Consider the following 15766-nt stretch of genomic DNA (forward strand, 5'->3'; position numbering starts at 1 on the left):
TCGTGGCTGGTTATTCCGGTAAGCCCCTGGGAGATAAACTCGGTTTAAAATCGGGAATGAAAGTGTATTTCAAAGGTTTGCCGGACGACGTCCGGAACGAACTCGAAAGTTATTTAACGAAAGTAGAAACATCGAATTCGCTCAAGGGTTCATTCGATTATTTGCATGTATTCACGAAAGAAGCAAAAGACCTTCAGAATCAGTTTTCTAAACTGGTCGACCATCTTGCCGATAAGGGAATGATTTGGATTTCCTGGCCGAAAGGTTCTTCAAAGATCGCGACAGACGTTACCGAAAATGTTGTCCGTGAAATCGGTCTAAAACTCGGAATTGTGGATGTCAAAGTTTGTGCGGTTTCGGAGATCTGGTCCGGACTTAAGTTCTATAAAAGAAAAACTTAGGGATTCCACGGAAATCTTGGAATGTAGGAACTCCAATAAGAATTGGGGAAACAAAAACTTGTACTAAAACCCAAGAATGTGGGAACTCCCGCTTTTTCAATCCACGGAAATCATCTTTCGTAATGTCAATGAAAACGATTTAAAAGTTCCTCTATCCCTGTAAGAGCTCTTCCTTTTTTTCGGATTTGGAAATAGGTTCCGATATTCCATCAAGATCTCTTATTAGTTTTCACTAAGAATTCTTCAGAAAACCATACCCTCGGTTGCTTCCTGAATTCCTTGGACATCTTGGAACAAAGGGGATGGTTTAAACCGGAGACATGGGTTACACTTTTAAAACGATTGTTATTTTTTTCCTGCGGTCCATTTCGACACCGCTTCTTTCCTTGGATCGAAGCGGTAGGAACGGGAAACGCCCTGCGTTTTATATGAGAATGGGTCCCATCCGGAACAAACCCGGTCCGCGTATAAGCGGAGCACTTGGGCGCTCGAGAAACGAATATCGTTTTACTGATAGTTTGTTTCGTGAGTTAAGACCGGTCTTCTTCTCTCTTTGTTGGCTTTCATCGCTTCCATCAAATTTTGAACCATACTCGGCTGTTCTTTGAAGAGATTCGCGAGTTGTTTTGGAGCGGCTTTCGCCGCTTCGTATGCTTCTCTGTTGAGAGATCTTTTTGTCTCTTGAGTCGCTGAAGCGGGAACTCGATTGAGAACATTAATTTTACTCAGAGATTTTTTTCTCAGCTCTTCTAAGGACGCGCCTATGTCGGTTAACAATCCATTCTGAACCGCTTCTGCAGGTTTGTAGAGAGCTCCTTCCAGAGCCGCTTCCGCCGCCGCGGAAGGCAACATCGTCTGTCTCATCCGTATCACTAGTGAAGACGATAGAGGAAGTCCGACTAAAGGTTCTGCGAATCCGATTCTTCCCTTTCCATCTACCATATAACGATAGTCACAGGTATAAGCAATAATCGCTCCCCCACCCACTGCGTTCCCTCCGACTTCCGAGATCAACGGTTTTGGAAAGCTGATTAAGGAAGCAAACATATCAAATACACCCGTCATAATCTTTCCTATTTCTTCTTGATTCGAATTTAGAATCGCATCCGGATCCAAACCTACGCAAAAATCTCCGTCTGGTCCCGCGATAATACCTGCTCTGATATCTTGATCCAAAGTAAATTCTCTTAAGATGGAACCCAACTCCTGCATGAGCGGAAGAGTAAGTGTCATTGGACCATCGGGTACTAATTTCAAAACTCCAATCTTAGAATCTTTTGCAGTGATGATTTCTTTCGCTAATTTCATAAGAGTCCTCTTTGATTTATTCTTATTTCTTTTTATAATTCTATCTCATTCCAAAATTCGATTTTGATAGTTTTGGATCAAACTTAATTTTAGAGAATGGAGAATTAATTGATTTGGAATCAGAACCATTAGGCAAGAGGGGCATCCTTTGTCGATCGGATCTTATGGCTTTACGGTTCAAGAGGGAGTTCTATGACGAATTTTGTACCAACTCCTTCCTGGCTTTCCATTCGAATTTTTCCTTTATGTAGTTCTACGATTACTTTTACGATCGACATCCCTAAGCCCGTCGTTTCCTCTCCTTTGAGTCCTTGACGTTTTGCTCTTGTAAATTGTTCAAAAATGACCGGTTGCAAACCTTCAGGAATCCCGATTCCTGAATCTTCTACTTCGATGATCGCTTTTTTATTTTTCGTAAAGGATCGTATTAGAATTTCTCCGCCTTCTTTCGTGAACTTCAATGAATTTGAAATTAAATTTTCCAACACTCTCTGAAATTTGATCGATTCAAGCTGAACGTGGATCGGATCGTCTCCGAGGTTCGTATACAATTTGATTTTATTCTTTTCGGCTTCCGTCGCGTTTTGTTTGATTAACGTTTCGATGAGGTAATTGAGATTTGTCTTCTCCAATTTTAAGCGATAGTTCTCATTCTCCATCTCTGCGATCTGTAGAAGTTCCTGAATAATATGAAGCGACTTGCTTCCGGCGCGGAGCATCCTATTCAATAATTCTATATTCTTCTGATTTGTTTCCTGGTCTTTCATCAACTCGGTGAGACTTAAAATTCCGCTGATAGGATTTTTGAGATCGTGTGCCACCGCCGCGAGAAGACGATCCTTGCTCTTGATTCGATTGATCGCCTTCTGCTCATGGATTTTTCTTTCCGTGATATCTCTTATATAAACCGTTGCTCCGGAAACCGTCTCTTCTCCGAACGGAAGGGGGACGTTTTTGATTTCGAAGGTCCGAGGGAATTCGTTCTCTAAACTTTTTCGATTGGAGGAAGGAAAATTGCTGAAAATCGGATATGTTAGAATTTCATAATAATACAAAAGACCTTCTTGTGTTTTTATTTCCAATTCCTTATGAATCGACTTTCCTAAAAAAGTTTCATCATAGATTTCCTTCCAATAGTCCTTTGATTCGGAACTGAATTCTTTTAGAATATTCGTTCCCGCTTTGATGTCGAGGCCGTACAGATTTTTTATGGAATTGTAAAACGTATGATTCATCACTAGGATCTTGTAGTTTCTATCCACGGAAAGTATGGAATCCTTCGCGTTCTCTACCAATATTCTTAGATTGGCCTCCGATCGAGCCAGCTTCTCCGCCATGGACATTCTATCCGTGATGTCTTTGCAAAATACGGCTACTCCGGTAATCTCATCTTCTTTTGAGATGGGATTGAACGATAATTCCAGAATCCTTCCGTCGATCTCCTGATCGTAAACGAATTGTTCGTTTTGAAATGCCCTTTCAAATAACTTTCGGAATAGGTTTTTGAGTTCCGTGTTGGGCGCGATTTCTTCCAAGGTCATTCCGGTTTGAATTTCCAACCCGGAAAGTCTTTCATAACGCATTCTCATCGCTTCGTTAAAATAAGTTAGTCTATAATTTTTGTCCAAAGACCAAATGGGATCGTTCGTATTTCCGATAATCGAATGGATCGTCGATCGAATTTTGTCCATTTCACTTTGTAGTTCTTTTTCCCGAGTGATATCCCTCGTGATCCCTTCAAATCGATCCGGTTCACCCTTTTCGTCCGAAACTACCCAAGAGCGATCGCAAACATGAATGATCTCCCCGTCCTTTTTGATGACTCGATACTCGACTTCCACAAAAGGGCTTCCCGAGTTGAGTGCTTGTATTTTCTTTTCTATGATTTGCCGGTCTTCCGGATGGGCCATTTTTGCCCAGAGCTCATGGTCTTTTGTAAATTCTTCCGGTTCAACTCCGTATATCTTTCGAGCGGCTTCGCTTACGAACAGTGGTTCATTTCTTTTGACGTCGGCGGACCAAATCAGATCGTCGATCGTTCCCAGGATTTTTTTTAAAAGATCGTCTTTTTCTTTTACGCTGGTTTCCGCGCTAACTTCCTTTGTCTTATCGGTGCCTACTCCGAGATATCCTTGGAATTGATTTTGTATATCGATGACAGGATAGATTTTCCATTCCACGTTTAGGAGTTTTCCATCCGAATTCCGTATCTGATAAGAATGGGACTCGGGCTCTAAAGTATTCTTAATGTTCTTTAAAATTTCGTAAATCCTGTTCCGAACCGGTTCGGGAAGAAAGTGAATCCACTGAATTGTATAGAGTTGTTGTTTCGTTTTTCCGAAAGTATTACAGCAACTTTGATTGATATAAGTGAGAGTTGTATCCGGAAGAAATTTACAGATCAATAAAGGAAGATGATCTAATACCTCTGAAGATTCGGGAGAATAAACGTTCCCGATGATAGTTTGGTTTTTTGGATTCAATTCTAAAATCCCTTACCTTACGAAGTCTTCTTTCATTGGACGAAGAAGTTCCCGCCCTGTCCATTGGATTTATATTCTAACACGAAAATGTGCTTTCGGGTATGAACATATATCGCCCTCTTTGTCATACTTGACATCTTGTTTCGCGTTTACGATTCGATTGTTATCGTTAAGAAAATAGAATCCTGCTTTTGATTTTAAAAATCCAAAGATTCGTCCGTCCGGTTTTTTACATTTCGAATTTGGAAAGAAGATCTTTCATTTTTGTGATAGGCATTTCGATGGACGAGATCGTAATTCTTTTTGTTTATTGCTTTTCCGAGTCGGACCGTTTTTTCCGATAAGGCGACGCAATGCAAGTAAATGGGTCGCAACGATCCTATTGTCCACAATCGTTCTGTTAAGAATATGCGAATCGGCGAATCGCCATTTAAATAGTTTGTATTGCCATCGTGCAAAGGCGCGGATCGAGGTTTTTGTTTCTTAAATCACATCAATCCTTTAAATTCAAATTGACCGATTTCTTTTTTTGAATCGTGCTTGTAGGCAACCGGATTGGAATTCAAAGATTACGTTTAGTTTTTCCGGTGAAAATTCTCGCAAAAGCGTATAAAGCATCATGTGGAAAAGTAAGATTTACTGGATTCTAATTACATTCATTTTTTGGAATGATTCTCTCTTTGCGGATATTATCTACTTGAAAGACGGTAGAGTCCTTTTCGTTAAAGTGATCAATCAGGACATGGATAAGGTCACTGTCTCCAACGAGAGGGAAACTTGGGATATAGAAAAGAAAAAGGTTTCTCGGATTTCGTTTAACGAAGACGAAGAGGTCTATGTTCGAAATCAATTGCGAGAAAAAGAAAAGATGCTCGTAGAAATCGATTCGCTGAAAAAATCCCTTTCCGAGCGGGAAATCCAAGAATCTCTAAAAAAGGAAGAAGTGGAAAAGAATCAGGAACTTGCAAGAGCTTCTCTTTGGAGAAGCGCGCTTCTTCCCGGTTGGGGGCAATTTCATAGAAAGGATTCCGAAAGAGGTTATTTTTTCTCCGTTTCTGCAGGGCTTACGTTTCTTTATTGGATGCAAGCGGATTCGAAATTTAAAAAGGAAACGCAGGATTTGAGTGAAGCGAATCGATTGTCCATCCTGTCCGGGACGAGCGGAAACCCGACTCTGATCGCGGGTGCCTTTTTAAACGCGAATGAAATACGAAACCAAAGATACCAAGCTGGAATTCATGCATCTTCCGCTTTCGTCCTTTTTTTGACGATCTATACGTTCAATTTAATCGATGCGTGGTTGTACGGGAGACCTTGGAATTTTTTCGGAAAAGCTCCGGAAGAAAAGAAAGAATCGATTGAAATCAATGTGAAACCCGATTCTTCACAGACACCCACAAGTCCGGTCTTACCTCAGGATTCTCCCGAGAGAAATAACGTTCCTATGTTACCGCAAGCCGGCCTTTCAGGAATTAGTCAAAGTCGCTGGGATCTCAGTTGGAGAATCCGTTTTTAGCGGATTCTCCATTCGATTTTTTGAATGTTATTTCTTCGGCTTTTTGGAAGCGGCTTTTTTCGGAAAAGATTCTTCTTGAGCCAGAAGTAATTCTTTTTCGTAAGCCATCTGACCGTTGGAAGGATGCGACGCCGGATGAACCAAGGAAGCGTTCATGTCGTAATCCGGACGGAATTTGGATTCGATCCATTCTCTAAAACGGTCGATAAATCCGAAGATCGATGGAACGACGACGAGAGTAACCACGGTGGAAAGAATCAATCCTCCGATGATCGCAATCCCCATCGCGGTTCTTGATTTCGCGGCTTCCCCGAATCCCAATGCGATCGGAACGGTTCCCATGATCATTGCAAGAGAAGTCATCAAGATCGGCCTGAGTCGAACAAGTCCGGCTTGGTAGATCGCTTCGTCCCTTGACAATCCTTCGTCTCTCATCGCCTGCATCGCATAATCCACGAGAAGAATCGAGTTTTTCGCAACGAGTCCCATAAGAAGAATCAAACCGATCATCGAGAAGAGGTTGAGCATTTCATTCGTAAGAGCAAGTGCGAAGAAAGCTCCCGAGATCGCCGGTGGAATCGCAAAAAGAATCGTGACCGGTGTGATAAACGATTCGTATAACGACGCAAGTACGAGATAGATAAATACCAACGCTAATCCGAACGCTAAAACGATATTCGCCAACAATTCCTTAAAGTCTTCGGATTGACCTTGGAAGTTGTAACGGATTCCGGGAGGTGGAGGAAGTTCCTTTTTAATAATTTCGTCCGCCATCCGAGTCGCGTCTTGTACGGCTCCTCCCGGAGCTAAGTTCGCGTTGACGACAATCGTTCTCGCGCGGTCGATACGGTTGATTCGAGAAGGACCGGCGGTCTCTTTTCCCGTACTAATCGCGGAAAGGGGAATCAACTTGTTTGCGATATTCGGAACCTTCGTTTGTCCGTAAGCCATCCGCAGGTTTCTCTGATCCGGCTGAAGTCTCATTCTTACTTCGTACTCGATCCCTTTATCATAGAACTTGCTGACCTCGTCTCCGGCGATTTGATAACGAAGTTCGGAACCGGCCACACCGGGAAGAACTCCGACCAACTGCATTCTCATGTTATCCAAATGGATTTGGTATTCCGGTTTTCCGGCTCTGTAATCCGTATCCAAGTCGGCGAGATCGGAGATCGACTTCAATCTCTGCACAACCTTTTTGGAATATACTTCCATCTCCGCCAAGTTCTCGCCTTTGATTACGAGTTGGAACGGATATTGGATCCCGCCTCCAACCGCGCTATAATCGGAAACCGCAGGCCTCGCGTAAGTGAAGGCTTTGAGGATTTCTCGAATATCGTCTTTGACTTGAGTGGTCGTACGTTTTCGTTTTTTAGAATTTACTAATGCAACCGCAAGAGTCGCCGCGTTTGGTTCTCCTCCGTCCGGTTTACCGATCGTAACGGCAACCATATCCATTTCAGGAATTTTTTTGATCACGTCCAAGACTTGATCGGCTACAAGTTTGGTTCCTTGAAGGCTGGTTCCCGGTGGAAGATCCAAGGTAACTAAGAATTCTCCCTGATCGTTTGCGGGTAAGAACGTACTCTTTACGAATTTCAATGAGAAGATGGAAAGAATGAAAATTCCGAGCGCGCCTAAAAGAACGAGGCCCGGTCTTTTCAGAGCGACTCTCATGATTCTTCCGTATTGTTTTTCCAACCAGGTTTGGAACTTGTCAAAAGCTTCCACCGCTTTGTTTTTCTTCGCGTGATGATCTATCTTTCCAGCAAAGTAAGCGGAAAGCATCGGCGCTACTGCAAGACCGTCAAACAGGGAGATCAACATCGCAAATACGACCGTCAATCCGAACTGTTTAAAGAATTGTCCCACGATCCCCGAAAGAAATCCAACGGGTAAGAATACGGCGATTACCGTAAGGGATGTTCCGATTACGGCTAACGTTACTTCTGTAGTTCCTTTTTCGGACGCTTCTAAAACTCCCATTCCTTCTTCCAGCTTTCGGAAGATGTTTTCTCGAACGACGATCGCGTCGTCGACGAGCAATCCCACCGCCAAGGATAAGGCCAAAAGGGTCATAACGTTGATCGTAAAACCCATGACCCACATAAGAACGAATGCACCGAGCATCGAGTTTGGAAGTGCAAGTCCGGTAATCACAGTGGAACGGAAGTTTCCTAAGAAAAAGTAAACCGTGATGACCGCGAGAAGCATTCCGATTACGATCGCTTCGGTTACGTCTTCCACGTTGTATCGAATCCATTTGGAACCGTCACGGATCAGCCGAATTTTCGGCTTTCCTTCCATGTCTTTGATTCCGTCGTTGAGTTTCCCGATTCGTTTGAGAACCTCGTCGGCAACCGCAACCGTGTTACCGCCGGATTGTTTGTAGACGTCGATGAAAAGCGCCGGTTTGATTTCTTTCGGGATTTCGCTGACTTCCTTTTTGCCTTTAAAAAAGTTTCCGATTTTCGCGAAAAAGGAAGATTTTTCCTCTTCTACGTCGTCTTTGGAAGCCCAGAGATATCCGATCGTTTCTTCGTCTTCGGTTCCGTCTCGTACGGTTCCCAATTGTTTGATTAAGACCGCGTTTCCGACTTCTCCGCCGAAAGAGACGATCGTGTTTTCAATTTGAGAAAGGGATTCGTATCTTCCTAAGGTTCTGTAGGAAGTTTCTTTGGAACCGGTTTCAAATTTTCCAACAGGGACGTTTAAGCCCGCGCTTTTTAGCCGGTTTGCGATGACGACCATCGGCATTTGATAAGAACTGAGTTTGTTTCGGTCGAGTTCGATCTGGATTTCTCTTCTGGTTCCGCCGACGATTTTTACGGAGCCGACACCTTGTACTTGCTCGAGTCTGGATTTGATCGTTTCTTTTGCTAAGTCGTAGAGTTGTGCCTGATCCAATTCCGCAAAGACCGCAAGACGGATGATCGGCTGATCCGCAGGATCGAAACGAACCACTTTCGGTTCTCGGATTCCGGTGGGAAGTTTCGGTTTTACAAGTCCTACTTTATCGCGGAATTGTTGTTCTGCGTATTTGATATCCGTATCGAGAGTGAATTCTCCAAAAACAACCGAGACACCTTCTTGGTTTCGGGAGGAGATTTTTTTAAGACCGGAGATGGAAGAAAGTTCTTCCTCCATCGGTTTAGAGACGAGCTCTTCAATTTCTTCCGGACCTGCTCCAGGATAGATGGTAGTGACTGAGACTACGGGAATGTTAACATCCGGAAAGAGATCGACTCCCATTCTTCCCAACGCCACCCAGCCGGTGAGAAGCATAAGAAGAACGATACTCGAAATAAAAATAGGTCGTTTGATCGAAAGCTGGGCGATATTCATGGATTACCTCAGTGTATCTGCCAGAGAGTGGCTTCCTTCCAAAAAAGGAAATCACTATCAATTCTCCGTAGAGAAATTTTAGATTCTTAGTCAAAAATCGGACTTAATAGTTTGAATACGAAAACAATTTTTGAAGAATGTTTTCAGAAGATTCTACAATGAAAAGGGAATTTGGAACATTCAAAAATAGGAGTTCCTACTTTTTTAATATGTAGGAGCTCTTTTTCGTTTTTTTGGGAACCTAAATGGATTAGTAGATTCTACGAATCGCTTGGGAAATTCTTTGGATATTGTCTTTCGTGAGGTTCGGATAAACCGGAATACAATGTCCTCTTTGAAAAAGTCTTTCTCCGTTCGGGAAATCCGAATTGGAAAGTTCGAGAATATGATGGATCGGTTCATCGGAAGCTCTTTGGGTTCCGATTTGAAGGGAACGGAAATAGCGTTCCACCTGTTCGTAAGCGCCGGGTGCGATGATGATAAAACGATTGAACGTATCCAGGTTCGGATCTCCATACCAAGTTGTGACCGAGGTTCCGGAAATCGATTGGTGATAAACTTGAGCGATCTTTCTCTTTCTTTCTAAGATGATTCCGATTTTGGAAAGTTGTTCGATTCCTAAGGCGGCTTGGTAGTCGATTAGGTTATAATCCAGCTTCGGTTGGCCTTCTTTTCTTTGATAGGGTTCCTTTCCCGCCTTCATCGCCCGCATTTTTTTTGCGAGGGATTCCTGATCTGTGATGATCATCGCTCCGTTTCCGGTTGTAATCATCTGATCCACGGAAAGGCCGCAGATCGCAAGACTTCCTTGTTTCCCAGGAGTGAAGGTTTCACTTTGTGCGCCTAAAACTTCCGAGATGTCTTCGATTACCGGAATTTCTTTGAAGTCGTAACGTTTCGCTTCGACGACGGCGCCAAACGCGTGATCCAAGATGATCGCTTTTACGGAAGAATCTTCGAGCGCGGTTTTCAAACCTTCTGCGCTCATGTGAAAGGAATTCTTATCCAAATCCACTACGAGAGGAATCGCTTTGAGAAGAAAAATCGCATCGAGTGCGGAAACCGGTGCGAATGTGGAGAGAACCACTTTGTCTCCGGCTTGGACTTCCAGCGCAAGAAGAGCTAAGTGATAAGCGGAAGTAAGATTGCTACTGGAAACGACCTGTTTGAATCGAAAGGTCGATGCAAAGACCTTTTCAAATCGGGTTGTAACATTTCCGGTCGTGAGATGGTCTTCTACGAGGCATTCCAGGACCGTTTTCAGATCCTCTCTCGAAAGAGTCGGTTTGTGAAATTCAATCTCCGTTTTTTTCTTAGGATTCTTTTCTAGAATTTCAGTTTCGGTGCTACTCATATCCAACTCAAGCTCATATAATTATATTATGTCGCATTCTGATCCAAAGAAAAATCTCGTAAATTCCTTTTTGACAGGCCGCAAACGGAGAATCGTAGGTACGGGAAAAAGTACAAGAAAAATCTTCCCTTTCGAGAGGAATTTTGTGGGAACTCCCGCGATCATAGGTAAGGCCAGTCGTTGGAGCTCCGTTTTATTGCGGAATTCTCCTTGTTCCGGCTTTGTTTTGGAGAAAGTAGGAACTCCTATCGGACGGAACTTTAGAAAAACGCTCGGCTTTGTTTCGGGGAAAAGTAGGAACTCCTATCGGACGGAACTTCAGAAAAGCGCCTGGCCTTGTTTTGGAAAAAGTAGGAACTCCTATCGGACTGAAACTTCAGAAAAACGCTCGACCTTGTTTGGAAAAAGTAGGAACTCCTATATCAGTAGGAAAAGTCCTAAGTTTTCTCGAATTCCCGAACGAAAGGCTTAAAAGAAGAATCTTTTCGGAAACGAGTTCTTTTGCCGCTTTTACAGGCAATCCACGGTATTTGAGATTCACAAAGCAGTCCACGGTTCGTTTGTTTGCCGACAAGATGGCTGGAGCAGAGGAACACGCAATCGAAGCACCGAAGGAAGCTTTTACCGAAAACATTCCTACGCCGGGAAGAAGAAATCTTTTCGAAGAGGTTGCATTGTTTTCGAAAAAAAAAGCGCAGTCCAGTACAGGTGCTTCCCGAATCAACGTTCCGGTTTGCCACTTCCTGACTATTCAAGGAATTTGCATTTACTTGCGCCAAGATTCGTAAACTTTGAGTCCAGGGACGTCGCGGCTAAGATGAAGAGCACTTCTTGATCGAAAGTGTCTACTTCATTTTGTAAAACACGACCGGAAAGGAAAAGGCGGCGAGAATCATTCAAAAAAAGAATGTTTTGAATATTTTCATTTGTAAATATCTCTTTCGGTCTTACACGGAGATTTACGAAAGGTGAAGTGTCTTTGATTACTAAAATAGAATCGGATTCGAATGATAGATCCACAAAAATCGTTTTCCGGATTCGATTGATCGAAAATAATCTCAGATTGATTCATTTAGAAATAAAACTCGAAGAATTTCGTTCGGCTTTTCATTTAAGACGGCTATTGTAAATCACATTCAATATTCATGATGTTTTATAGAATGGTGGAACTTATTGACTTTGCTTTGACTTCGCGAAGGGGAAAGTCCGGAACAACGCCGATTCTTGTTTTTAGAATGAAAAAACAAAAAATAACTTTGTAGATCAATCGACGAAAAATCCGGATCTCAAAAAAAACCGGAATTGCTTCCGGCTTCTACTTTTTTAGTCTTTCTTAAAAAGATTTCTGGTTCCGATCCAGATTTCCGGAAGATAAGCGCCTATGAGAATTAAGATCAAGCCGCCGACGGTCCACTTGGAAATCAGCACATTCTCCGTGAAACGGGTGAGGCCGACATTCAAGATACTCACGTACCAACCGATTGCGATGAGAATGATTCCGACGGTGTGAGGAATGATGTAATGGAGAATCGTATTCATTTTGGTTCCTTTTTCAAAAACTAAGAATGAGGAGATTTTGCAAAGAAAGCGATGGGATTCAAGTGGTTTTCGAGTTGCTTAGAATCCGGATTCTCGGAAAGTTTCAGCTATGTCTCAAAATGAAAACTGGAACGATGAGGAAGAGGATTTTCCGATTCCCGTCAAGGAAGCAGGAAAGACGGAATCCAGGCTCTCAGCGCTCTTATTCAATCTTCTCAATCATCATTCTCCCTTGAGTTTTACAAAAATCCGTTCCTTACTTCCGGATCATTATCAGAATTTGGAGAATCCGGATTCCGATCGAAAGAAACTTTCCAGAGATGTGGAAGAATTGGGAGAACTCGGCTTTTTCGTTCGTTCCACTCAGGAAGGTTACGTCTTGGATCGAAACGTCTCCAATCGAGAATTGAAATTAGAAAAGGAAGAATTGCAAGTCCTCGCGGAAATGATTCTAAGATCCTATCAAGAATCTCCGTCTCTCGAACTCTATTCTCTTTCTCAAAAACTCTTTGAAGGAAAATTGGACGTCTATCCCGAGTTGGAGATGGATTTAAAAACGCAAAAAAATCTCAGCCAAAATGAGAGTAGCTCTTCGGAAGAGATTCTCAAAAAACTCCTCGAATCTTTGAAAACAAAATCCCCGATTCAGTTTTTGTATTACAAAACATTTCCGGAAGAAACATATCGAGTGGAAGTCGATCCGATCCGATTGATTCGCAAAAATTCGGAAGACTACTATCTTCTGGCTTACGATCGAAAGAAAAAGGAAAGAAGAAGATTTATCATTCCTAAAATTTCAAAATTGGAATCGATCGCCGAAAATTCTCTCTATCAACCGCAAGGACTCAAAAGGGAGATTTCTCAGGATTGGGTTCTTCATCCGGCTCTTTTTCAAGTTCACGATCCGATCGAAGTGGAGCTGATCTGCGATCCCGAATTTTCGTATAAGGTTCGAAATGCAATATCAGAAATTCCTTATGAAGAATTTAAACGAGATTCTTTTCGATTGAAAATCACAAATCAAGAAGGATTGTTTCCGTTTTTGATCGAAGCAAGAGACACGATTCAAAAAATTCTTCCGGAAACCTTGGCGCAGGCGTTCCGGAAGAACGTCGAACAAATATCGTTCAATTATCAATCGTTTTCGGAGAACGTTTGAATTGAAACCGGAGTTCTAATTTCTAAACTCAGAATTTTCTAAAACGATTGCGATTCCTTGCCCACCGCCGATACAAAGAGAGGCGACTCCAAATCGTTTGTTTTTTCTTTTCAGTTCGTAGGCTAAGGCCAAAGTAACTCGAGTTCCGCTGGCTCCGAGAGGATGTCCGATCGCGATGGCACCTCCGTTTACGTTCGTTTTTTCAGGATCCAATTTTAGTTCTCTGATGACGGCTAACGTTTGAGAGGCGTATGCTTCGTTAATTTCGAAAAGATCAACGTCCTCGATCTTGATTCCCGCATTGGATAAAGCTCTTGGAACCGCAAACACCGGACCGAGTCCCATCATTTTCGGATCACAACCGACATTCGCATAACCGAGAATATGCGCTAACGGTTTCAGTTTCGCGTTTTTCGCCCATGTTTCCGAGGAAATCAGAACGGAGGCGGCTCCGTCATTGATCCCTGATGCGTTTCCCGCCGTGACACTTCCATCTTTTAAGAATGCGGTAGGAAGATTTTTCAGTTGTTCCACACATTCCGCTCCCCGGATTTGTTCGTCCTTTTGAAGAAGAACGGATTTTTTACCCTTTGTCTGAACCGGAATCATTTCATCGGAGAAAGCGCCTCTGGTCGTCGCTTTTTCGGCGCGAACCTGGGAGATGCCTGCCCATTCGTCTTGATCCGATCTGGAAATTTGAAAGTGTTTCGAGATATTTTCCGCGGTCATTCCCATCGTGAGATCGACAAAACAATCCGTAAGGCTTTGCGCTAATCGATCTTCGGTGATCGAATTCCCGTATTTATTTCCCCATCTCGCGTTCTTTAAGACAAAAGGCGCTTTGCTCATGGATTCAGTTCCTCCCGCGAGAATCAAATTGTTCTCTTTGGAAAGAATTTTTCTGGCTCCGATGATGATGCTTTCCAGACCCGAGCCGCAAAGTCGATTGAGGGTCAAAGCGCTCGAACTTTCCGCCAAACCGGATCGAAGACCGATATGTCTGGCGAGATATGCGGAATCCTGATCGTCCTGTATTACGTTTCCGTAAATTGTTTCTTCTATTTCCAAAGGATCGATTCCCGTTTTACGGATTGTCTCATTTGCCGTGATGACACCCAACTCCGAAGAAGTGAAATCTTTAAGTCCTCCGCCGAATTTTCCGAAGGGAGTTCTTGCTCCATCGATGATAACCGCCATTGTTTACTCCTTTTAGTGTATATGCACTATAATATCTCAGTTGATTAGGCGCTCTTTGTTTTAGAGCTCGTCCCAAAACTCAAAACTACTGCAAAGATTTAAGACAATTCCGATAAAGTCATGCGGCTTGGGGTCGTTTGCCTTATTCTTCCAAAGCCGTTTTTAAAACGGGAAGTTTTCTTACCTCCGATAGAATTTTGAGAGTATCCTTGAACTTCGTTCTTCCAAGGTCTTCCATAAGAGAATCCTGAGCTTGTTTCCAGAGATCGATTCCTTCGGAAAGTTTAGATTCTCCTTTTTTAGTGAGTTGTACGGAGCGAACGTTTCCGATTTTCTTTTTTTCGATTCGGATCAATCCATCTCGATTTAGAATTTCTAAACTTCTCTGGAGAGTTGTCCTGTCGATGTCGGTGATTTTCGCGAGATCGGTGATGCTCGGTTCTTCTTGATAGGCGATGCTCGCCAAAACCGTGAACTGTGTGATTCTCAATCCGGAAGGTTTCAGAATGAAATCGTAAAACGAGGTTACCAATCGAGTCGTTCTTCTCAGGTTTACATTCAGACAGGAAAGGCCGATGACTTTTAGATCCTCGTTCGAAAACTTCACGATCGAATACCTCTTTGGAACCAAGTTCCGATTTTCAAAGGAAAAAACAATCGGATCTCGGGTCGGATTAAAATTCTTTGGAATACCCTTTGCATTCTATCCTTACTCCAACCTTTCCCAAAAGAATCGAAAATCAAAGTTCCTCAGACCAAAGTCGCTTCTCGATGTTCCGAGTTGAATTTTAAGTTTCCCATTTTTTCTAAGACTTCCAATGGTAAGAATGCGGGTTTTTTCGTTTCAAAGTTGATCCACATTCCATAGGATCGAACCTTGCTCACGATTTTTCCGTCGGATTCTCTAATCAATTGTTGATGAAAGATCGCTCGGGTTCTCTTAATAAATTCGACCCTGGTTTTTACGATCACAGTGTCAGGATATTTTAGATCGGAAAGATATTCGTATTCCGCTTTATAGACGATGGGACCGATTCCACTTTGTTTGGTTTTTTCCATATCGATTCCGGAACTGATAAAAGCCTTCATCTTTGCTTCGTCGCAATAGGAATTATAATTCTGATTGTTTACATGTCCGTTGATGTCCGTGTCGCTAAAGCGGACAGGAATCTTGGATTCAAATAGAAATGTCTCTTCCATCTTGATTGATCTCCTTCAATGATTTTATAGTGCATATACACTATAAAATGTCAATCGATTCTTCGGGTTTTGTTCGGAGGAATTTTTCAGGATTTATATTTTTTCGAAAAGTGGCTGATTAGAATTTAGCAAAAAAGCTCTTCCGATTTCGTTTTTTAAATGGAAAATGAGTGAAATTCTTTCGAATCGGAAGAGTGGATAAGGAAAAGATGGACGGAAGCGAGATGGAAAAAAAATCTTCCCGCTCGCTCTATCATTGAATGA

General features: G+C 42.6%; 12 protein-coding genes and 1 pseudogene. 4 read left to right on the forward strand and 9 right to left on the reverse strand.

Annotated features, from left to right (window positions below):
- The first annotated feature begins 2 nt into the window (after positions 1–2).
- A complete protein-coding gene (locus DLM75_RS05055) occupies positions 3–401 on the forward strand; it encodes a DUF3052 family protein (protein ID WP_118967380.1) in 399 nt (132 codons plus the stop codon).
- 507 nt (positions 402–908) lie between these two features.
- On the opposite strand, the gene DLM75_RS05060 is transcribed toward DLM75_RS05055, so the two are convergent.
- The 3 genes and pseudogenes from DLM75_RS05060 to DLM75_RS24895 all read right to left on the reverse strand — a co-directional run.
- Positions 909–1709, reverse strand: a complete 801-nt coding sequence (locus tag DLM75_RS05060; protein ID WP_118967381.1) for an enoyl-CoA hydratase/isomerase family protein — start codon at positions 1707–1709, stop codon at positions 909–911.
- A gap of 170 nt (positions 1710–1879) precedes the next feature.
- Entirely contained in the window at positions 1880–3046 is a 1167-nt protein-coding gene (locus DLM75_RS24890) for a sensor histidine kinase (RefSeq protein ID WP_346725232.1), read from the reverse strand.
- Positions 3044–4192 (reverse strand): annotated as a pseudogene (locus tag DLM75_RS24895) (PAS domain-containing protein); the annotation flags it as partial. The pseudogene DLM75_RS24895 and the gene DLM75_RS24890, both read right to left, overlap by 3 nt.
- Positions 4193–4811: 619 nt before the next feature.
- Between DLM75_RS24895 and DLM75_RS05070 the strand changes: the two are divergent.
- Entirely contained in the window at positions 4812–5708 is an 897-nt protein-coding gene (locus DLM75_RS05070) for an LA_0442/LA_0875 N-terminal domain-containing protein (RefSeq protein ID WP_118967383.1), read from the forward strand.
- A 27-nt stretch (positions 5709–5735) separates the two neighbouring features.
- Here the strand turns inward: DLM75_RS05070 and DLM75_RS05075 are convergent, their stop codons facing one another.
- Positions 5736–9053 (reverse strand): efflux RND transporter permease subunit, encoded by a 3318-nt coding sequence (locus DLM75_RS05075; protein WP_118967384.1) that lies wholly within the window; start codon positions 9051–9053, stop codon positions 5736–5738.
- Between the two features lie 250 nt (positions 9054–9303).
- Complete coding sequence (locus DLM75_RS05080; protein ID WP_167731730.1) at positions 9304–10407, reverse strand: DegT/DnrJ/EryC1/StrS family aminotransferase; 1104 nt, start codon at positions 10405–10407, stop codon at positions 9304–9306.
- A gap of 278 nt (positions 10408–10685) precedes the next feature.
- Between DLM75_RS05080 and DLM75_RS05085 the strand changes: the two genes are divergently transcribed.
- Positions 10686–11195 carry a hypothetical protein gene (locus DLM75_RS05085; RefSeq protein WP_118967386.1) on the forward strand — a complete coding sequence of 170 codons (510 nt, stop codon included), beginning with the start codon at positions 10686–10688 and terminating at the stop codon, positions 11193–11195.
- Between the two features lie 535 nt (positions 11196–11730).
- Here DLM75_RS05085 and DLM75_RS05090 read toward each other — a convergent pair.
- Entirely contained in the window at positions 11731–11946 is a 216-nt protein-coding gene (locus DLM75_RS05090) for a hypothetical protein (protein WP_118967387.1), read from the reverse strand.
- 109 nt (positions 11947–12055) lie between these two features.
- Here DLM75_RS05090 and DLM75_RS05095 point away from each other — a divergent pair, with 109 nt between their 5' ends.
- Positions 12056–13105 (forward strand): helix-turn-helix transcriptional regulator, encoded by a 1050-nt coding sequence (locus tag DLM75_RS05095; RefSeq protein WP_118967388.1) that lies wholly within the window; start codon positions 12056–12058, stop codon positions 13103–13105.
- Positions 13106–13120: 15 nt separating this feature from the next.
- On the opposite strand, the gene DLM75_RS05100 is transcribed toward DLM75_RS05095, so the two are convergent.
- From DLM75_RS05100 to DLM75_RS05110, 3 genes are all read right to left on the reverse strand, one after another.
- A complete protein-coding gene (locus DLM75_RS05100; protein WP_118967389.1) occupies positions 13121–14302 on the reverse strand; it encodes a thiolase family protein in 1182 nt (393 codons plus the stop codon).
- A 142-nt stretch (positions 14303–14444) separates the two neighbouring features.
- Complete coding sequence (locus tag DLM75_RS05105) at positions 14445–14909, reverse strand: MarR family winged helix-turn-helix transcriptional regulator (protein ID WP_118967998.1); 465 nt, start codon at positions 14907–14909, stop codon at positions 14445–14447.
- Positions 14910–15052: 143 nt separating this feature from the next.
- Complete coding sequence (locus tag DLM75_RS05110; protein WP_118967390.1) at positions 15053–15502, reverse strand: acyl-CoA thioesterase; 450 nt, start codon at positions 15500–15502, stop codon at positions 15053–15055.
- Positions 15503–15766 lie beyond the last annotated feature (264 nt).

Origin of the sequence: Leptospira stimsonii, assembly GCF_003545885.1 — a bacterium.
In the GTDB taxonomy this organism is placed as follows: Bacteria; Spirochaetota; Leptospiria; order Leptospirales; family Leptospiraceae; genus Leptospira; species Leptospira stimsonii.